This is a genomic window from Bradyrhizobium sp. BWC-3-1, from assembly GCF_032917965.1.
Classification (GTDB): Bacteria; Pseudomonadota; Alphaproteobacteria; order Rhizobiales; family Xanthobacteraceae; genus Bradyrhizobium; species Bradyrhizobium canariense_D.
This window is the reverse complement of sequence record NZ_CP136625.1, coordinates 3,363,222-3,380,074: the sequence shown is the minus strand read 5'-3', so window position 1 is coordinate 3,380,074 and position 16,853 is coordinate 3,363,222. Positions and strand designations below refer to the sequence as shown.

Sequence of the window (16,853 nt, the reverse complement as noted above, 5' to 3'; positions counted from 1 at the left end):
TTTCGTCGTCGTTCCGAGGAGAGCTACCGCGCTTCCGGCGGCGGCGAGCGGTCCAGCACGTCGCCCTTGGCGCCTTCGAGCAGATCGATGCTGTAAGTCTCGATCACGAGCGGGCCGCGCTTGCGCTGCAATTGCGCGACCTGCGTCACCTTGGCAAAGAGATCGTGGACGGCGGGATGGCCGTCAGAGCGCAGCTCGTCGACATAGATCAGTTTGCCCGCAAGCAGCTTTGGATCCGGCTCGGGCATGTTGGCCCAGCGGATGCGCTGGTTTTGCTGCGCCACGCAGCTGCCGCGCGGCAGATAGAAGGCGAGCCAGCCCGTCGTGCCGTAGTCCGGGGCAAGCACGCAGGTCGCGCCATTGCGAGCTCGCACCGCTTCGATTTCGGCAGCGAGCTCGCGCCAGCCGACGCCGACGCTACGCACGGTCGCATCGCGGCGATAGCCGGACAGCCAGCCGGTATTGGCCTGCACGATCAGCGCGGCAAACATCACGATGCCGGTGGGTGCGGCCCAGCGCAGGCAGAAATCCACCAGGCGACGCTGCCGCGGCTTCCACTGCACCAGATTGGCGGCGGCGGCCGCCGCGATGACGAAAGGCGGATAGACCGGCGCGAACCAGTTGGCCTCGACGCGGGCATGCAGCGAATGCCAGACGAAATAGGCGACGATGGTCCAGAACATCGTCTCGATCAGCACGCGCGAGGCGAGTGCGCCGGCCCGGCGCCAGGTCAGCGCGTGCAGCCCCATCGCGCCGAGGATGAACACCAGCGGGGTTGCGAACGCGATCTGCGTCGGAATCAGCTCGGCGATGAAGACCGGACGGAAATCCTCGATCCTGGCGCGCCCGAGCTGCTTTGCGAACGAGACCCATTGATGATCGGCATTCCAGAGGATCACCGGCGAGAACAACGCGAGCGCAACGAAACCGCCCAGATACGGCCAGGGCGAGAGAAACCAGTGCCGCAGTTTCGGCACGGCAGCGATCCAGATCAGGATCGCCAGCCCGAAGAACATCGCGGTGTATTTGGACAGGAGCGCCGCACCGACGGCTGCGCCGACCGCGAGCCACCAGATGCCGCGGCCGCTCTCCAGCACCTTGGCGAGAAAGAACAGCACGAAGCTGGAGGCAACCAGAAGCGGCGCATCGGGCGTGACAATCAGCGTGCCGACCGAGGCCAGCAGCGTTACATTGAGCAGGATGGCGCTGGTCGCGGCCACCCGCGCGCCGCCGATCAGGATCGCGGCGGAGCGATAGATCGCGTAACTCATCGGCAGCGCGAGCAGGATCGAGACCAGCCGGACGCCGAGCTCGGTGTCGCCGGCGATCAGGGTGCCGGCGCGGATGACGTAGGCAACCATCGGCGGGTGGTCGTAGTACCCCCCGGCGAGGTTCTGCGACCACATCCAGTAATAGGCTTCGTCGAAGGTGATCGGCGTGAAGGCGGCTGCGACGAGCCGCAAGCCGACCAGCGCAAGGATCACCAGCGCGGTATTGCGGACGATCCGCGCATCAGCCCCGCCCATCGTGAGCTATTTCTTGCGCCAGACGAACAGTCCGGACATCGCGTAGTTCCACACCACGCCCATCAGCGCCCCGGCCGCACCCGCAAGCCACCAGATCGGCTCCTGGTCGTAGACCGAGAAGGCGACGCCGACATTGGCCAGCAGGCCGACGCTGCACACGATGTAGAACGCGATCAGGCCGCGCAGCAGCGCAAAGCCCTTCAGCCGCTGGTCGCGATAGGTGAGGAAGTTGTTGAGAACGAAATTGCTGGTCATCGCGACGATGGCGCCGGAGGCCTGCGCTTCCGCGAACGGCTCCTTGAACAGCTCGAGCGATATGAACAGGGTGGTGAGATGCACCACGAGGCCGATCCCGCCGACCATCGCGAACAGCAGGAAACGTAACGAGACAGCATCGTTGGTAAACTTCGCCAGAACGAGGCCGAGAAAATCCAGCGCGACCATGGAATCGAGCTTGCTTTCGCCGTGCTGGCGCTCGCCGAACGTGTAGGGAATTTCGATGGCGCGCAAGGTGCCGTTAGCGCTTGCGACGAGGTCGAGCAGGATCTTGAAGCCGTGCACGGAAAGTTTCGGCGCCAGCTGCTCGAAGCGGTCGCGGCGAACCATGAAGAAGCCGCTCATGGGATCGGCGATCTCGACCCGCAGCGCTTTCCTGGCGAGTTCCGTTGCCAGCGCGCTGGCGCCGGCGCGCTGCTTGTTGAAGCCTTCGCTCTTGTAGCCCTCGATGTAGCGGCTGCCGACCACGAGCTCGGCCTGCCCGCTCGCGAGCAGCGACAGCATCTTCGGCAGTTGCGTCTCGTCGTGCTGGAGGTCGGCGTCGATCACGGCCGCATAGGGCGCGCTGGAGGCTAGGATGCCCTCGATGCAGGCCCCCGACAGGCCGCGGCGGCCGATACGGCGGACACAGCGCACGCGGCTATCGCGCTGGGCCAGCGCGCGCACGACGTCCCAGGTGCCATCAGGCGAATTATCGTCGACGAACACGACCTCCCAGGCGATGCCGGCCAGCACGGCCTCCAGCCGCCGGTACAGCACCGTGACATTGTCGCGTTCGTTGAAGGTCGGGACGACGACCGACAATTCGGGCGCCGGCGAAGCCTTCTGTGGGATGTCGGAGCCCGGTCTGATCGCTTCATTCATGACGGCAGCGTATATCCGCCGCGTCCTGTGCTGCCAAGAACTTGCGCCAGCAAGCCAGGGTTTCTCTGGGGGGCGGCCCCAAAAGGGGCCCAAAATGCCAACGACCCCGGAACGGCGGGCCGCGCGTACATCCGGCGCAGCCTGTTATTCCAAGGTCGTTCCAGCGCCGGAGTTTTTCGCTCAACGTCGCCGTTAGAAGCTAAATGGGAACGGTAACGCCGCTTTACAAGGGGCGGAAGAGGCCTTTTTCACGCGCTTACTGGTTCGGGACTTCCTTGATCACCGGCCCTCGCGGCACGGGCGCGGCAGGGGCCGCCGGCGCCGCAGCCCCGGCCGGCTCGGCCTTCGCAGGTTTGGGCGGCTTGCCGTACTGGCCGATCGGCCCAAAGACGACGGCCATCGCAAGCACGATCGCCGCGACGATCGCGCCCAAAATGCCCCCCACCGACTCAGACGACATGGAAACCCATCCCTGTTCCAGATGCGCCCAGTGATACCATGGATGAGCGCGCTGCCGGAAGGGCTTGTCGGACGCACCGGTTCAATGGGCTATTTCTGCGGCGGCTTGTGCTTGACGAAGGCCGTCACGATGTCCTTCTGCGCCGCCTCCACCGCCCTGTTCGCGGTCGCGAGATGGGCGCCGGCATCAATATCCGGATATTGCGTGGTGAGATAATCGAGCAGTGCCACCCGGTAGTATTGTCGCTCCGACGGACAGGCTCCGGCGACGGAGCGGCCAAAATCCTGTTCCGACAGGCCCTGATTGCCGACGCGCGAATATTCCCGCGCCAGGCAATGCCAATAATCGTCGCGGCCCTGCGTGGCGAGCTTCTGCGCACCCTTGGCATCGTCATCGTCGGCCATAACTGAAGATATCATGGCAGCAGATGTCATCATGACGAGCGCCGCTCCCACCATCAGCATCCGCATCTTGTTCTCCTTTTTTCGCAGATCCTATCGCGAGCTTAGACGGGACGTCGCAACTGGCCAATCACAACTGGTTTGATTAGGATGGAGGCCCTCCTCCCGCATCCGAGATCCTCCCGTGGCCAAAGCAAAAACCGCGTCCAAAAAATCCGGCAACATCTTCATCGGCATCGGCGGCTGGACCTTCGAGCCATGGCGCGGGGTGTTCTATCCGGAGAAGCTCACGCAAGCCAAGGAGCTGTCCTACGCCGCCTCGAAGCTGACCTCGATCGAGATCAACGGGACTTATTACGGCTCGCAGAAACCGGAGAGCTTTCGCAAATGGGCGAGCGAGGTGCCTGATGGTTTCGTGTTCTCGGTGAAGGGGCCGCGCTTCGCCACCAACCGGCGCGTGCTGGCCGAGGCCGGGGATTCCATCAAGCGTTTCTATGATTCCGGCGTGCTGGAACTCGGCGATCATCTTGGGCCAGTGCTGTGGCAGTTTGCGCCGACCAAAAAATTCGACGGCGCCGATTTCGGAAAATTCCTCGAGCTGTTGCCGCGCAAGCTCGAGGGACGCGCGCTGCGCCACGTCGTCGAGGTCCGTCACGACAGTTTCTGCACGTCGGATTTCGTCGCGCTGATCCGCGAATTCGAGACGCCCGTCGTGTTCGCCGAGCACGGCAAATATCCGGCGATCGCCGACGTCGCCGGCGATTTCGTCTATGCGCGACTGCAGAAGGGCAATGACGAGATCAAGACCTGCTATCCGCCGAAGCAGCTCGATGCCTGGGCCAAGCGCTTTCAGGACTGGGCCGAGGGAAGCGAACCCGACGACCTGCCGAAGGTCGACAAGGCCAAGCCGAAGAAGGAGCCGCGCGACGTGTTCGCCTATGTCATCCACGAGGGCAAGGTGCGCGCGCCAGCCGGCGCGATGGAACTGATCGCACGGGTGAGCTGAGGTATTTCGCTAAAGGTGTCTCATGGCAAAGGCAAAAAAGCTCTTCACCATCGGCTATGAGCAGACGCCGCCGAAGGCAGTGCTCGACGAGCTGGAGCAATCCGGCGTCAAGCTCGTCGTCGACGTGCGCGCGGTGACGTCATCGCGCCGGCCCGGCTTTTCCAAGAGGCAGCTCGCCGCAGGCCTCGATGAACGCGGCATCGCCTATGTCCATCTGGCAGCGCTCGGCACGCCCAAGGAAGGCCGCCTCGCCGCCCGCAGCGGGCAATACGATGTACTGGAGAAGGTTTTCTCAAAGCACCTGAAGACGCCGGAGGCCAGGGAGCAGATGGACGAGCTCTCGGCGCTGGTGAAGAAAGCCGGTCCCGTCTGCCTGCTTTGCTACGAGCGCGACCACACCCATTGCCACCGCCAGATGATCGCGGAGATCATCGAGGAGCGCGATGGGGTAACGGTGAAGAATTTGGCGGGACGGCAGGCCTGAACGACTCTCTCCGTCATGGCCGGGCCTGTCCCGGCCATCCACGCCTTGCCACACAGCACGAAGAACGTGGATGCCCGGGCCTTCGCGTCGCCGAAGCGGCTTCGGCCGCGCAGGCGGGACAAGCCCGGGCATGACGATGGAATAGAGAGCTAACCCTCCCCATCAAGCCTCAACGTCCCTTCCATCATCTGCACGCAGCTGCCGCCGACATGGGCGGAGACGATCTTGCCGTCCTGCTTGCGCACGCGCGTCTGCAGGATGCTGGGCCGGCCCATGTCAAAGCCCTGGCCGACCGTGAGCCTCAACTCGCCGTCGCGCCTGGGATCGAGATCGGCGAACAGCGCGGCGGCTGCGACGGTTGCGCTGCCGGTCGCGGGATCCTCGGTGAGGCCGCTGACGCCGCGCATGAACATGCGCGCCTGGCGCTCACATGGCGCCTCCGCTGCGGGCACGTCACGGGTATAAAACCACACCGAGCGGGCGCCATCGCGTGGCAATATCTTGCCATAGGCCGCGGCATCCGGCCGGGCCCGCTTCAGCGCCTCGCGCGAATGCAGCTCCAGCACGAGAAACGCGTTTCCGACGGTGACGACGTGCGCTGCGTGGTTGTCGGTCTTGATGTCATCCGCGCCGAGCGAGATGCAACTCGCGGCTTCAGCAGGTGACAGTGGCGCATACCGCGCCAGCGGCTGCGGCGCGGTCAGCTCCGTTCTGACCACCCGGCCCTGCTCCCGCACGATCTCGACCGGCACGAGCCCCGCCTTCTCCTCGAACAGCAGGCGAGGTTTCGGCTCCTTCGCCAGCGACGCCAGCACGAAGGCTGTGCCGACATTGGGATGACCGGCAAAGGCGATCTCCAACACCGGCGTGAAGATGCGCACTTCGGCGTCGTTGGCCTTATCGCGCGGCGGCAGTACGAAGGTCGTCTCCGAATAGTTGAACTCGGTCGCGATCGCCTGCATCTGCTGCGTGGAGAGCCCGCCGGCATCCAGCACCACGGCGAGCTGGTTGCCGCCGAAGGCGCGGTCGGTGAACACGTCGACGGTGATGTAGCGGCGCTGCATCTTCGCTTCCTCTTCACGCAAGCGCAGCCTCGGTCGGCTGCATCGCCGGCACTCTACAAGCCGGCGACATCGCCCGTCATGCCCCAAAATAGAGTGCAATCGGAGCAATCGCGGAAGACGGATCAAAAGCGGCAGAGCGAACGTGGCGATGCGAGCACTTGCGCGCGTTCACTCTGATCGACGATCAGCCCATCGATAAATCGCCGGTTCTTCGCGTAGCTTTGCGCCTTCTCGAACTGCGTGTGCGGCCAGTCGCTGCCCCAGAGCAGTCGATCGAGGCCGTACGCGTTGCGCAGCAGCGGGTAGGCCATCTTCGCAAAATCTTCGCCGGCCGCGCCGTTGCGATACGGCGCCGAATCTACTCGGCCTCCAGCGCGAGATCCCGCGCAGTCCGCCATCAGCGTTCGCGACGCCGGGCTGGCGGACTTCACCGGCCCGGCTTCGTCTCTGCCGCGAGTTAGTACGCGGACGCCGTGTTGGGCAGGCAAGGCGGCTGTGCGTAAGGCGCAGAGGCATACGCGCCTGCTGCCGGAGCCCTGACGCAGTCGGCCGCCACGTGAGTTGCGGCGCGGCGCGGCACGCTGTCCCGCGCCGATGCGGCCTGGCTTTGGGTGACAGCGGCGATCAGGGCGGCTGCAACAAGGATCGATCGAGTCATTGGCTTTCTCCGGGTAACAAAGGGAAGCTGAGATTTTCGGCTTCCACCATGCAAGACCCAAAAGCTACCAAGGATATTTCATCACGCGCCTTCAACGAAACGCGAGCCGCTTCAACGAAACGCGACTCACAAGTGAAGGCGCAGGCGGCGGCCCTCACCCCAGTTGAAACACCGCCACCTTCTGCTCATAGCCGCGCACCTCGACCTCCCCAAGCGACACCGCATCGTCGCCGTCCTCGCCCAGCGCCTCGCGGACCGCCGCCGAGATCAAGAGCTGCGAGCCGAACTCCTTGTTCAGCGCCTCCAGCCGGGAGGCGAAGTTCACGGTGTCTCCGATGACAGTGTATTCCTTGCGCCGGGGCGAGCCGATATTGCCGGCGACGACCTCGCCGAAATGGATGCCGATTCCGATTCTGAGCGGCCAGCTCGTCTGCGCGTTGATGCGCGCCATCGCGGTCAGCATCTCGCGGCCCGCGGCGACCGCGCGGTGCGCGGCGTCGGAGGTCTCCAGCGGCGCGCCGAACAGGGCCAGAAAGCCGTCGCCCAAAAACTTGTTCACGATGCCCCCCTCGCGGTCGAGAATGTCGACCAGGACGGCGAAGGCGCCGTCGAGCCGGTCGACCACCTCCTGCGGCGTGCGCGACTGCGCGCCGGCGGTGAAGCCGCGGAAATCGACGAACATCACGGCGACGCGGCGGAGGTCGCCGGCGACGCTCGTCCCCGCCGCCATCAGCCGCTCCACCACCTGTGGCGACACGTGCTGACCGAACAGGTTGGTCACCCGGTCTCGCGCGGTCGCTGCGGCAATGCTTGCGGCGAACTGGCGGCGGAGCTGCGCACCGACCGCGCCTGCAAGCACGCCGCAGATCAGGATGATGGTGCTTCGCACCGCGTGGAAATAGATCTGCGGCTCGCCGCTCCCGCTGGCGGGATCGAAGATCAGCGCCACAGCGAGCAACTCACCCGCAGCGACGAAGCCGGTGAAGGTGGACAGCCAGAAGTCGAGCCGCAGGGTCGAGAGGATGACGAAAATGAAATAGATCAGCGGCACGACGAAGCCGAGCGCCTGGCTCGCGCCCATGCTGCGGATCTGCAGGATCAGGATGACGGTCGGCAGCGAGGTCTCGATCAGCGCGCCGATATAGCGCCGGATCACCGGCAGATCGCGGTCGAGCTTGAGGTTTCGCCTGATCTGGCTGTGAACCCAGACCTCGAACAGGATGAAGCCGGTCAGGAGACCATAGACCTCGGCAAGCCCCTCCGTGCCCCGCCAGACCCGCTGCACCACGGAGGAATTGACGAGGTAGATCGCGGTGAGGAACACGACGATGACGCAGCCCGTCGTGATCAGCGCCCTCACTCGCACGAGCTCGGTGCGCAGCACCTCGCGCGTCAGCTCGCGCTCGAAGTCTTCGGACATCACGGCATGCTGCCGGGCCTTCCTGCTCGCAAAACTGACCATTCCGCCCCCTTGATTCCAGGGGCATCTTGCCTCAATCCAGCGTGCGGCGGAAGCGCGTCACGGCGATGGTCATGGCGAGCAGCATCAGGACCGCCAGCGCCAACGCGTCGAAACGCAAATTTTGCATGCTCGCACCCTTCAGCATGATGGCGCGGACGATGCGCAAATAATGCGTCAGCGGCAGGCACTCACCGACATATTGCGCCCAGGCCGGCATCCCGGCAAATGGGAACATGAAGCCGGATAGCAAGATGCTCGGCAGGAAGAACATCATCGACATCTGCATCGCCTGGAGCTGGTTCTGCACCAGCGTCGAGATCGTGTACCCGATCGCCAGATTGGTCGTGATGAAGAGCGTCGAGAGCAGCGCCAGCAGGAACAGATTTCCGAGCACCGGCACGCCAAACAGGCCGACCCCGATGCCAATGATGAGGAACGCCTGCACGAACCCGACCAGCACGTAGGGAATGATCTTGCCGAACATCACCTCCACCGGCTTGATCGGCATCGACAGCAGGCTCTCCATCGTGCCGCGCTCGACCTCGCGCGTGACCGAGAGCGCGGTGAAGATCAGCATGGTCATGGTCAGGATGGTGCCGACGAGGCCCGGCACGATGTTGAGGCTCGACGCGGCGGCGGGGTTGTAGCGGGCGTGCGCGCGGATCTCGAACGGCATCTCCGGGGGATCTCTGATGTAGAGATCGTGCTTGAGTGCGGTCTGCACGACCATGCCGAGCGAGCCGATCGCCGCGCTCGCCGCCACTGGATCGGTGGCGTCAGCCGCGACCAGCAGCGCCGGCTTATCGCCGCGCCGCACTGCCCGCTCGAAGCCGCGCGGGATCTCGACGCCGAACAGAACCTTGCCGGATTTCAGGAGATTGTCGAAATCTTCGACGTCGTGGACTTCGTAGAGAAAGCGGAAATAGGCGGTGTTCTCCAGCGCCTTCAGGATCGAGCGTGCGAGATCGGAATCCTCCTGAAGCAGCACCGCGCTCGGCAGATTGTGCGGCGTGGTGTTGATGGCATAGCCGAACAAGAGCAGCTGCATCACAGGCAGCATCACGATCATCGCAAATGACACGCGGTCGCGCTTGAGCTGGATGAACTCCTTGATCAGCATCGCATAGGAGCGCCTCCAGAAGCCGAAGCGCTCCCGGATCGCGTGCTGGGGTTCAGGATGATCGACCGCGCTCATTGGAAATTGTCCTTGGAACGGCTCATCAATTCGATAAACACGTCTTCCAGTGACGGCGATGATTTGTGCCAATGCAGTCCGCTTTTTTCGCGCCACGGCGCGATGCTGGCCTCGAGCGCGGCGACGTCGCGGCCGGAGACGTGCAGCGACGTGCCGAACGGCGCCACCATGTCGATTCCCGGCTTGCCGGTGAGCGCAGCCGTGAGCTCGTTCAGGTCCTCGCCCGTCACGGTGTAGGTCGTCAACGCGGATTTCGCGATCACCTCGTCCACGGTGCCATGCACGAGCAGATGGCCATAGGCGATATAAGCGATCTCGTGACAGCGCTCGGCCTCGTCCATGTAGTGGGTCGAGACCAGCACGGTGAGACCGTCGGCCGCGAGTGCATGAATCTCGTTCCAGAAATCGCGCCGCGCTTTGGGATCGACGCCGGCGGTCGGCTCGTCGAGCAGCAGCAGTTTCGGACTGGGCAATGTGCAGGCACCTAGCGCCAACCGCTGCTTCCAGCCGCCGGAGAGTTCGCCCGCGAGCTGTTCCTCGCGCCCCGAGAGCCCGATCCGCTTGATCATGTCGCGCGCGGCGCCGCGGGCGTCGGCAAGGCCATAGAGCCGCGCGACGAATTCGAGATTCTCGCGCACCGACAGGTCCTGATAGAGGCTGAACCGCTGGGTCATGTAGCCGACCTGGCGCTTGATCTTTTCGGCGTCCTTCAGGATGTCGTAGCCGAGGCAGGTGCCCTCGCCGCTGTCCGGCGTGAGCAGGCCGCAGAGGATGCGGATGGTCGTCGTCTTGCCGGAGCCGTTCGGCCCGAGGAAGCCGTAGATCGAGCCGCGCTTCACCTGCATCGACAGATCGTGCACGACCTCCCGGCCGCCGAACGACTTGGTCAGGCCCTTGACGTCGATCGCGATGCCATTGCCGCTCATCGTTTGTCCGCCACCGGAGTTTTTGGATTGAGATAGACGTCGATCGGCTGTCCGACGCGCAAGGCGTCGGGACGCGAAGGCCGCGCCTGGATCAGATAGACGAGCTTGTTGCGCTCCTCGAGGCTGTAAATGACAGGCGGCGTGTATTCGGCCGAGGTTGCGATGAAATAGATCTTTGCGGTGAGATCGGCGGCGCAATTGTCGCACGCGATCCGCACCGTATCGCCGATCGCAAGCTTCGGCAGCTCGGTCTCCGGCACGAAGAAGCGCAGCTTCATGTTGCCGGGGGGCATGATCGAGAGCACCGGCCGCTGCGCCGCCACCATCTCGCCCTCGCGAAAATAGATCTGCTGGATGGTACCGGCGACCGGCGCAAAGCCCTTGCGCCGCGCCATCCGCGTCTCCGAGGTCGCCACCCGTGCCTCGGCGACGCGCAAGGCGGAGACCGCCGAGTCGAGATTGGCCTGCGTGCCCGAGCCGGTCTTGCTCAGCGAAGCCGCGCGATCGTAGGTTTGCTGCGCATTCGCCAGCGTCGCCTTGTTCTGATTGAGATCGGCAAGCTGGAGATCGTCGTCGACGGAATAGAGGTGATCGCCGACCTTGACCTGATCGCCCTCGCGGACATTGAGCTTCGTCACGCGACCCGCCTCGTCTGGGCTAACGAAGATCATGTCAGCCTCGACCCAGCCCTGGAAGCCGGGATCACGCTTGTCCTTACAACCGGCAAGCCCGGTCGCGAGGACCGCGATCAATGCGAGTACAGAAATTGCTTGCGACGGCCTCATGTCGTGCTCCGTTCGCCAAAAATCAAATCGAGATGAACGCGCAGCATGTCCTGCGCGTCGAGCGGCGCGTGCCGCGCAAACAGGCTCTGCCAGATCACCGCGATCATCGCGGGTGCGACCAGGATCTGCGGATAGTGCGCCAGGTTCTTCTGGCGGATCTCGCCGCGGGCGATGCCGAGCTCGATCAGGGCGCGCATGGCGGAGATGCCGCGCGAGACGACCTCGCGGTAGTAGAAGTCGGCCACGGAGGGAAACCGCGGCCCCTCGGCCACGATCAGGCGCACGAGATCGCCGCGCCTGGTGCCGATGACCTCCTTCAGGAAGTTACTCGCAAACGCCTCGACCAGATCGCGCACCGAGCCCGCCGGTGGCGGCAATGCCGTCAACCGGGTCACGACAGGCACGATCACCGTCCGGACCAGCTCCTCGAACATCGATTCCTTGTCCTTGAAGTGCAGGTAGATGGTGCCCTTGGCGACACCCGCACGCTTCGCGATGTCGTCGAGCCGCGTCGCGGCAAAGCCCCGCGCGATGAATTCCTCCATCGCGGCATCCACGATCGCCGCGCGCCGCTCCGCCGCGCGCGTGGCACGGCTCGACGCGGGCACCGCGTCCTCGCCAGCGTGTGAATTGGCCTTCGCGTTCGCGCGAGCTGCGGGCGGCGTGGCGGCTTGTTTCCTGGTCATCTATCTGATATGACTGACCAGTCAGTCATAGTCAAGACAGCGCTGCGGACCCAATCTGGTCCACAAATTAGTATTGACTAATTCATTAGCGACGGCTAATCTAATTCTATGATCGAAGCCGCCCCAAATCCCGTTACCACCGTCATGCGCGCCCTCGCGGACCCGACGCGACGCGCCGTCTTCGAACGCGTGTTCGAGAGCACGGAGATCAGCGTCGCTGAACTCACGCGGGGAAGTGGCGTGACGCAAGGCGCGATCTCGCAACATTTGAAGTCCCTCAAGCAGGCCGGCCTCGTCGCCGAGCGTGCCGAGGGCCGCAACGTCTATTACCGTGCCGCGCCGCAAGGCCTCGAACCGCTGGTCTCCTGGATGGACCATTACGGCGTGTTCTGGCGCGAGCGCTTCCAGAACCTGCGTGACCTCTTGAAGGAGATCGACCCGTGAGTGCTGTTGAATTGAAAGCCGAGACAAAAGACATCGTCATCGACGAGGTGCTCCCTCATGCGCCGGAGACGATCTGGAAGGCGCTGACCAGCGCCCAGCTGATCGCGCGCTGGCTGATGCCGCCGACCGGTTTCGAGGCCGTCGAAGGCAACACTTTCACCTACCAGACCACGCCGGGCGGCGCATGGGATGGTGTCATCCATTGCCGGGTCCTGGAAGTCATGCCGAACCGCCGCCTCGTCTACGCCTGGAAGGGCGGCGATGAGCGCAACATTGGCTACGGCGCGCCGCTCGACACCGTCGTGACGTGGTCCCTCACCCCGGTCGAGGACGGCACGCGGATCCGTCTGGTTCATGCGGGCTTCGTCTTGCCCAGGAACGAATCGGCCTACACGGGCATGAGCGGCGGCTGGAAGAAGGTCGTCCGCCAGCTCGACGAGATCAGCGGCGAAGACAAGTAAGGAGTAATCGCATGACCAAGCCCTATACCGGCGGCTGCGCCTGCGGCGCGATCCGCTATTCGATTGCCGGTGAGCCGCTGTTCAGCAATCACTGCCAGTGCCGGGACTGCCAGCGCGAAAGCGGCAGCGCCCACGGCTCGTACATGACATTCGCACGCGACGGCGTCACGGTGACGGGCGAGGCAAAGCATTGGGACATGGTCGCCAACAGCGGCAACGTGAAGACGCGCGGTTTCTGCACACAGTGCGGCGTGCCTGTGTACATGACCTTCGCGGCACAGCCCGACGTCTTCACGATCCGCGCCGCAAGCCTCGACGAGCCCGCCCGCTACAAGCCGCAGGCGGTCACTTTCGCCGCGCGCGGACATCACTGGGATCGTCTTGACCCTGACCTGCCCAAATTCGCGGGCATGCCGCCGGGGTGAGGCATCGCAGGTGGAAGCGCGCGCAAGACCGCGCGCGTTCACGTCAACTATGAAACTTCAACCCGTCGACGATCTTGTCGATCACCTTGCGCCCCGCGCGCATCGCGAGACCGACGAGATTGAGATCGGTGCGCGCCACTGCCCTCACCACCTCGCGGTTGGCGGCATCATGAGTGGTCTTGAACATGTCCTCGGTATAGACCGCCGGCTTGACGTTGCGCGTCAGGGCCCGATCGAGCGCGCGCGTCAATGCGGGACCGTCGGCGCCATAGATCAGGATGGGCTGACCGATCAGCGCGTGATATTTCGTGCCCGACGCGTCCTCATAGGGCTCGCCGATGCATTCCGGAAAGGCCGCGGCGATGCCGCTGGTGAGGAAGGCCGCGACGTTGAGCTTCTGCCAGGCTTGAAGATCGGTACGAATCACGATGGCGATCTTGGTATCGAACTGCATGCAACTCCCCGACTGTCATTCCGGATTCGATGCTACGCACGATCGGAATGACTGCAACAGGAATCAACCCTTGGCGTCGCAGGCCCAGGCGCGGATCACGCATTCCTTGCCGCCGTATTTGTAGCATTCGCGCGTGGCGGCATTGAGCGTGGTCGAGATCTTCGGCTTGACGGCATAGCCATAGGCGCCGCAGGGATTGGAAAGATCGACCGACATCGCGGCGCAGGCGCGCTTCATCGTCACGGTCGTGCAATCGCCCTTGCACTGCTTCTGCGCCGCCGCACGGGCTTCGTGCTCGGCGCCATAATCAAAGGCCTGGCCGTAAGCGCCGCACTTGCCGACCGCAAATGCACCGGCGGCATGCGCATCCGTGATATGGCGAGCGCCCGCGATGCAGACGGACAGCGCAAAGAAAAACATCGCGCAACGGCGCGCGACGACGTTCGAAGCCATGGAAAAACCCCTCCCCCCAAGGCAGGTGAAGGTGACTGTAAGCGGCGGTTGTTTCCAGATGGTGAACGGGGCGTTGAATTGAGGCCTGGGCGGCGCGGTAGGTGGGCAAAGCGACGCGTGCCTACCAATCAAACACCACCGTGTCGAGGGATGGTGGGCACGGCGCTGCGCGCCTTTGCCTACCCTACGAACCGCTATCCCCGCCGTGCCGCTTCCAATGCCTGCGGCGTGTCGATGTCGAGGAAGGCGCTCTCGCCGTCGACCGGCACTTCGGCGACGGCCTCGGTGTGCTTGGCGATCAGATGGCGCGCGCCGACATCGCCGTCGAGCGTCATCAACTCCTTGAAGAAGCGGCGCGACCACAGCACAGGGTTGCCGCGGCGACCTTCGCTGACGGGCACGACGATGAGATTGCCGCGGTCCGGTGCGAACGCGTCGATGAGACGGTCGATCAGGCCGGCGTCGATCAGCGGCATGTCGCCGAGGCAGACCACGGCGCCGTCGGACGCCTCGGGAACGGCCGCGATGCCCGCCTTGACCGAGCTTGCGATGCCGCCGGCAAAATCCGGATTTTTGACAAAACGCACCTTCAGGCCCTGCAAGGCTTGTTCGATCAGCTCGGTCTGATGGCCGGTGACGACGATCACCTCGGACGCCTTGGAGGCCAGCGCCTGCTCGGTCGCTATTCGCACCAGCTTCTTGCCATCGAGCTCGGCCAGTAGCTTGTTCGGCCCACCCATCCGGGTCGAGCGGCCTGCTGCGAGCACGATGACCGCGACCTGGTTGTTGCCCTCGATCTCCGGTTTTGCGCGCGGCTGCGGGCGCGTGACGATCTCCATCAGGAGGCCGCCAACACCCATGCCCATCAGCTCGGACCGCGTCACCTTGATGCCCGCGAGCAGCCGCATCAGCACCCAGTCAAAGCCGTTCTCGACCGGCGAGCGCGCGCAGCCGGGCGCGCCCAGCACCGGCACGGCGCCGGCCCGGGCAATCAGCAGCAGGTTGCCGGGATCCACCGGCATGCCGAAATGCTCGATCTCGCCGCCGATGCCGGTCACGGCCGCAGGGATCACGTCGCGGCGGTCGGCGATCGCGGATGCACCGAACACGATCACGAGCTCGGCGCCAAGTCCCAGCAGTTCCTTGATCGCAGCCGACAGCGCCTGCTCCTCATGCGGAACCCGCCGCTCCGCGATGATGCCGGCTCCGGCTGGCGCCAGCCGCTCGGCGGTGACCCGCAACGTCTTGTCGATCACCTTGGAGGACAGGCCGGGCAGCAGCGTCGAGACCACGCCGACGCGATTGATGACGTAAGGCGCGATCTTCAGAACGTCGCGACCCGCGGCCTTCACCGCGGCATCACGCAAGTTTCCTTTGACGCCGAACGGGATGATCTTGACGGTGCCGACCATCTCGCCCTCGACCACCGGCTTGTAGGCGGAGAGCGTGGCAAAGGTAATGGCCTCGTCAATATTGTTGATGCGGTCCACCGCGGCGCGATCGATCACCAGCACGCCTGGCTGCGCGGCGAACAGATTGGCCCGGCCGGTGAAGGCGCGCTCGACATGGATGCCCTCGCCGCCGACCGCGAGCGCGATGCTGGCGGCAGCGATGTCCTCGGAGACATCGCCCTCCTCCATCCGCACCACCACAACGTCCTTGATGCCGGCGCGCTCCAGCGCCTCGACCTCGGCCGGGCCGATCGTCGTGCCCTTTTTCAGCACCAGCGGTCCCTGGCGCAGGGTGTGGACGGTCACCCCGCCGATCGCATCCCTGGGACTCGCCGGGCCGAACTTCATGCGGCTTCTTCTTTTTCTTTGGGCGGCAGGCGAAGCACCGCCGTGATCTCGGCCATGATCGAGACCGCGATCTCGGACGGCGAGACCGCGCCGATCGCAAGCCCGATCGGCGCGTGGATGCGCGCGATGTCAGCCTCCTTGGCGCCTTGCGCCCGCAGCCGGTCGCCGCGCTTGGCGTGCGTCTTCCGCGATCCGAGCGCGCCGATATAGAAGCAGTTGCGCTCGAAGGCGTGCAGCAGCGCGGGATCGTCGATCTTGGGATCGTGCGTTACCGCGACGAAGGCCGTGTAGGCGTCGACGTTGAGCAGCGGCAGCGCCGTGTCGGGCCATTCCGCGACCAGTGGAACGTCGGGGAAGCGCTCGGGGCTCGCAAAGGCCGTGCGCGGATCGACCACGGTGACGTCGTAGCCGAGCGAGCGCGCCAGCGGTGCCAGGGCCTGGCTGATATGGACGGCGCCGACGATGACGAGCTTTGCGGTCGGCGCATAGACGTTGAGGAAAAGCTTCTTGCCGCCGGCTTCGACGCTGGCGCTTTTGCCCATGCGAAGCTGCTTGTCGAGCTCGGCGCCTAATGGATCCTTGGCAAAATCCTTGGCCTTCACCAGGCGCTGCTCACCACTCTCGGTGTCGGTGACCAAAATCACCGCGCGGCGCGCGGCGCGCTCGGTATTGAGTTCGTGCAGGATCTCGAGCTTCACGGCTAGCCGACCTTCTCGACGAAGACGCGGATGGTGCCGCCGCAGGACAGCCCGACATTCCAGGCAGTCTCGTCGGCAACCCCAAACTCCAGCATCCTGGGCTTGCCGCTCTGGATCACATCCATGGCCTCCGTGACCACGGCGCCCTCGACGCAGCCGCCGGAGACGGACCCCAGGAACGTGCCCTCGTCGTTGATGACTAGGCTCGAGCCCGCCGGACGCGGTGCCGAGCCCCAGGTCTCGACCACGGTGGCGAGCGCGACGCCACGGCCGGCCTTCTGCCAGTCCTCCGCCGCCTTCAGAATATCCTCGTCGCGATCGAGCAT

General features: G+C 64.7%; 21 protein-coding genes. 5 read left to right on the top strand and 16 right to left on the bottom strand.

The annotated features are described in order from the left end of the window. Positions 1-23: 23 nt before the first annotated feature. The 4 genes from RX329_RS16190 to RX329_RS16175 all read right to left on the bottom strand — a co-directional run bounded on the left by RX329_RS16190 (position 24) and on the right by RX329_RS16175 (position 3,596). Positions 24-1,526: a glycosyltransferase family 39 protein gene (locus RX329_RS16190; RefSeq protein WP_085351077.1), complete on the bottom strand. Its 1,503-nt coding sequence runs from the start codon at positions 1,524-1,526 to the stop codon at positions 24-26. 6 nt (positions 1,527-1,532) lie between these two features. After that, positions 1,533-2,666 (bottom strand): glycosyltransferase family 2 protein, encoded by a 1,134-nt coding sequence (locus RX329_RS16185; protein ID WP_085351076.1) that lies wholly within the window; start codon positions 2,664-2,666, stop codon positions 1,533-1,535. Positions 2,667-2,922: 256 nt separating this feature from the next. Continuing rightward, complete coding sequence (locus RX329_RS16180) at positions 2,923-3,126, bottom strand: hypothetical protein (RefSeq protein WP_085351075.1); 204 nt, start codon at positions 3,124-3,126, stop codon at positions 2,923-2,925. Positions 3,127-3,215: 89 nt separating this feature from the next. After that, the gene (locus tag RX329_RS16175; protein WP_085351074.1) at positions 3,216-3,596 is read right to left on the bottom strand and encodes a hypothetical protein; all 381 of its coding nucleotides are present in this window, start codon (positions 3,594-3,596) and stop codon (positions 3,216-3,218) included. Between the two features lie 115 nt (positions 3,597-3,711). Here RX329_RS16175 and RX329_RS16170 point away from each other — a divergent pair, with 115 nt between their 5' ends. Both RX329_RS16170 and RX329_RS16165 read left to right on the top strand, forming a co-directional pair. After that, entirely contained in the window at positions 3,712-4,533 is an 822-nt protein-coding gene (locus tag RX329_RS16170) for a DUF72 domain-containing protein (protein WP_085385045.1), read from the top strand. A 22-nt stretch (positions 4,534-4,555) separates the two neighbouring features. Beyond that, complete coding sequence (locus tag RX329_RS16165; protein ID WP_018455600.1) at positions 4,556-5,017, top strand: DUF488 family protein; 462 nt, start codon at positions 4,556-4,558, stop codon at positions 5,015-5,017. A gap of 149 nt (positions 5,018-5,166) precedes the next feature. Here RX329_RS16165 and RX329_RS16160 read toward each other — a convergent pair whose 3' ends face one another. The 7 genes from RX329_RS16160 to RX329_RS16130 all read right to left on the bottom strand — a co-directional run bounded on the left by RX329_RS16160 (position 5,167) and on the right by RX329_RS16130 (position 11,793). After that, entirely contained in the window at positions 5,167-6,081 is a 915-nt protein-coding gene (locus tag RX329_RS16160; protein ID WP_085351238.1) for a PhzF family phenazine biosynthesis protein, read from the bottom strand. Positions 6,082-6,203: 122 nt separating this feature from the next. Further along, positions 6,204-6,392 carry an amidohydrolase family protein gene (locus RX329_RS16155; RefSeq protein WP_240544040.1) on the bottom strand — a complete coding sequence of 63 codons (189 nt, stop codon included), beginning with the start codon at positions 6,390-6,392 and terminating at the stop codon, positions 6,204-6,206. Positions 6,393-6,893: 501 nt separating this feature from the next. Continuing rightward, complete coding sequence (locus RX329_RS16150; protein WP_085351070.1) at positions 6,894-8,201, bottom strand: adenylate/guanylate cyclase domain-containing protein; 1,308 nt, start codon at positions 8,199-8,201, stop codon at positions 6,894-6,896. A 31-nt stretch (positions 8,202-8,232) separates the two neighbouring features. Further along, on the bottom strand, positions 8,233-9,396 hold the full coding sequence (locus tag RX329_RS16145; protein ID WP_317246123.1) for an ABC transporter permease: 1,164 nt from the start codon (positions 9,394-9,396) through the stop codon (positions 8,233-8,235). Continuing rightward, positions 9,393-10,322, bottom strand: a complete 930-nt coding sequence (locus tag RX329_RS16140) for an ABC transporter ATP-binding protein (protein WP_018455595.1) — start codon at positions 10,320-10,322, stop codon at positions 9,393-9,395. Before RX329_RS16140 ends, RX329_RS16145 begins: the two co-directional genes overlap by 4 nt. Continuing rightward, complete coding sequence (locus RX329_RS16135) at positions 10,319-11,107, bottom strand: HlyD family secretion protein (protein ID WP_085351069.1); 789 nt, start codon at positions 11,105-11,107, stop codon at positions 10,319-10,321. Before RX329_RS16135 ends, RX329_RS16140 begins: the two co-directional genes overlap by 4 nt. Next, positions 11,104-11,793: a TetR/AcrR family transcriptional regulator gene (locus RX329_RS16130; RefSeq protein WP_317246122.1), complete on the bottom strand. Its 690-nt coding sequence runs from the start codon at positions 11,791-11,793 to the stop codon at positions 11,104-11,106. Before RX329_RS16130 ends, RX329_RS16135 begins: the two co-directional genes overlap by 4 nt. 108 nt (positions 11,794-11,901) lie before the next feature. Between RX329_RS16130 and RX329_RS16125 the strand changes: the two genes are divergently transcribed. The 3 genes from RX329_RS16125 to RX329_RS16115 are packed head-to-tail and all read left to right on the top strand — an operon-like array spanning position 11,902 to position 13,123. Beyond that, entirely contained in the window at positions 11,902-12,237 is a 336-nt protein-coding gene (locus RX329_RS16125) for an ArsR/SmtB family transcription factor (protein ID WP_085351067.1), read from the top strand. Then, positions 12,234-12,698, top strand: coding sequence for an SRPBCC family protein (locus RX329_RS16120; RefSeq protein WP_085351066.1), 465 nt, complete (start codon positions 12,234-12,236; stop codon positions 12,696-12,698). The genes RX329_RS16125 and RX329_RS16120 overlap by 4 nt, the downstream gene beginning before the upstream one ends. An 11-nt stretch (positions 12,699-12,709) precedes the next feature. Continuing rightward, a complete protein-coding gene (locus tag RX329_RS16115) occupies positions 12,710-13,123 on the top strand; it encodes a GFA family protein (RefSeq protein WP_018455590.1) in 414 nt (137 codons plus the stop codon). 43 nt (positions 13,124-13,166) lie between these two features. Here the strand turns inward: RX329_RS16115 and RX329_RS16110 are convergent, their stop codons facing one another. The 5 genes from RX329_RS16110 to RX329_RS16090 all read right to left on the bottom strand — a co-directional run bounded on the left by RX329_RS16110 (position 13,167) and on the right by RX329_RS16090 (position 16,853). Further along, positions 13,167-13,577: a DUF2000 family protein gene (locus RX329_RS16110; protein WP_085351065.1), complete on the bottom strand. Its 411-nt coding sequence runs from the start codon at positions 13,575-13,577 to the stop codon at positions 13,167-13,169. A 63-nt stretch (positions 13,578-13,640) separates the two neighbouring features. Next, positions 13,641-14,030, bottom strand: a complete 390-nt coding sequence (locus tag RX329_RS16105; protein ID WP_018455588.1) for a DUF4189 domain-containing protein — start codon at positions 14,028-14,030, stop codon at positions 13,641-13,643. Positions 14,031-14,224: 194 nt separating this feature from the next. Further along, on the bottom strand, positions 14,225-15,829 hold the full coding sequence (locus RX329_RS16100) for an NTP transferase domain-containing protein (RefSeq protein ID WP_085351064.1): 1,605 nt from the start codon (positions 15,827-15,829) through the stop codon (positions 14,225-14,227). Beyond that, on the bottom strand, positions 15,826-16,527 hold the full coding sequence (locus tag RX329_RS16095; protein ID WP_018455586.1) for an XdhC family protein: 702 nt from the start codon (positions 16,525-16,527) through the stop codon (positions 15,826-15,828). The genes RX329_RS16100 and RX329_RS16095 overlap by 4 nt, the downstream gene beginning before the upstream one ends. 2 nt (positions 16,528-16,529) lie before the next feature. Continuing rightward, entirely contained in the window at positions 16,530-16,853 is a 324-nt protein-coding gene (locus tag RX329_RS16090) for an XdhC family protein (protein ID WP_007602422.1), read from the bottom strand.

What these genes read in the sequence shown, in the direction of transcription:
- RX329_RS16105 (WP_018455588.1), bottom strand. Translation starts at nt 14,030, where the DNA reads ATGGCTTCGAACGTCGTCGCGCGCCGTTGCGCGATGTTTTTCTTTGCG.
- RX329_RS16150 (WP_085351070.1), bottom strand. Translation starts at nt 8,201, where the DNA reads ATGGTCAGTTTTGCGAGCAGGAAGGCCCGGCAGCATGCCGTGATGTCC.
- RX329_RS16090 (WP_007602422.1), bottom strand. Translation starts at nt 16,853, where the DNA reads ATGCTCGATCGCGACGAGGATATTCTGAAGGCGGCGGAGGACTGGCAG.
- RX329_RS16190 (WP_085351077.1), bottom strand. Translation starts at nt 1,526, where the DNA reads ATGGGCGGGGCTGATGCGCGGATCGTCCGCAATACCGCGCTGGTGATC.
- RX329_RS16135 (WP_085351069.1), bottom strand. Translation starts at nt 11,107, where the DNA reads ATGAGGCCGTCGCAAGCAATTTCTGTACTCGCATTGATCGCGGTCCTC.
- RX329_RS16185 (WP_085351076.1), bottom strand. Translation starts at nt 2,666, where the DNA reads ATGAATGAAGCGATCAGACCGGGCTCCGACATCCCACAGAAGGCTTCG.
- RX329_RS16145 (WP_317246123.1), bottom strand. Translation starts at nt 9,396, where the DNA reads ATGAGCGCGGTCGATCATCCTGAACCCCAGCACGCGATCCGGGAGCGC.
- RX329_RS16115 (WP_018455590.1), top strand. Translation starts at nt 12,710, where the DNA reads ATGACCAAGCCCTATACCGGCGGCTGCGCCTGCGGCGCGATCCGCTAT.
- RX329_RS16180 (WP_085351075.1), bottom strand. Translation starts at nt 3,126, where the DNA reads ATGTCGTCTGAGTCGGTGGGGGGCATTTTGGGCGCGATCGTCGCGGCG.
- RX329_RS16110 (WP_085351065.1), bottom strand. Translation starts at nt 13,577, where the DNA reads ATGCAGTTCGATACCAAGATCGCCATCGTGATTCGTACCGATCTTCAA.
- RX329_RS16140 (WP_018455595.1), bottom strand. Translation starts at nt 10,322, where the DNA reads ATGAGCGGCAATGGCATCGCGATCGACGTCAAGGGCCTGACCAAGTCG.
- RX329_RS16155 (WP_240544040.1), bottom strand. Translation starts at nt 6,392, where the DNA reads ATGGCCTACCCGCTGCTGCGCAACGCGTACGGCCTCGATCGACTGCTC.
- RX329_RS16175 (WP_085351074.1), bottom strand. Translation starts at nt 3,596, where the DNA reads ATGCGGATGCTGATGGTGGGAGCGGCGCTCGTCATGATGACATCTGCT.
- RX329_RS16165 (WP_018455600.1), top strand. Translation starts at nt 4,556, where the DNA reads ATGGCAAAGGCAAAAAAGCTCTTCACCATCGGCTATGAGCAGACGCCG.
- RX329_RS16125 (WP_085351067.1), top strand. Translation starts at nt 11,902, where the DNA reads ATGATCGAAGCCGCCCCAAATCCCGTTACCACCGTCATGCGCGCCCTC.
- RX329_RS16100 (WP_085351064.1), bottom strand. Translation starts at nt 15,829, where the DNA reads ATGAAGTTCGGCCCGGCGAGTCCCAGGGATGCGATCGGCGGGGTGACC.
- RX329_RS16160 (WP_085351238.1), bottom strand. Translation starts at nt 6,081, where the DNA reads ATGCAGCGCCGCTACATCACCGTCGACGTGTTCACCGACCGCGCCTTC.
- RX329_RS16130 (WP_317246122.1), bottom strand. Translation starts at nt 11,793, where the DNA reads ATGACCAGGAAACAAGCCGCCACGCCGCCCGCAGCTCGCGCGAACGCG.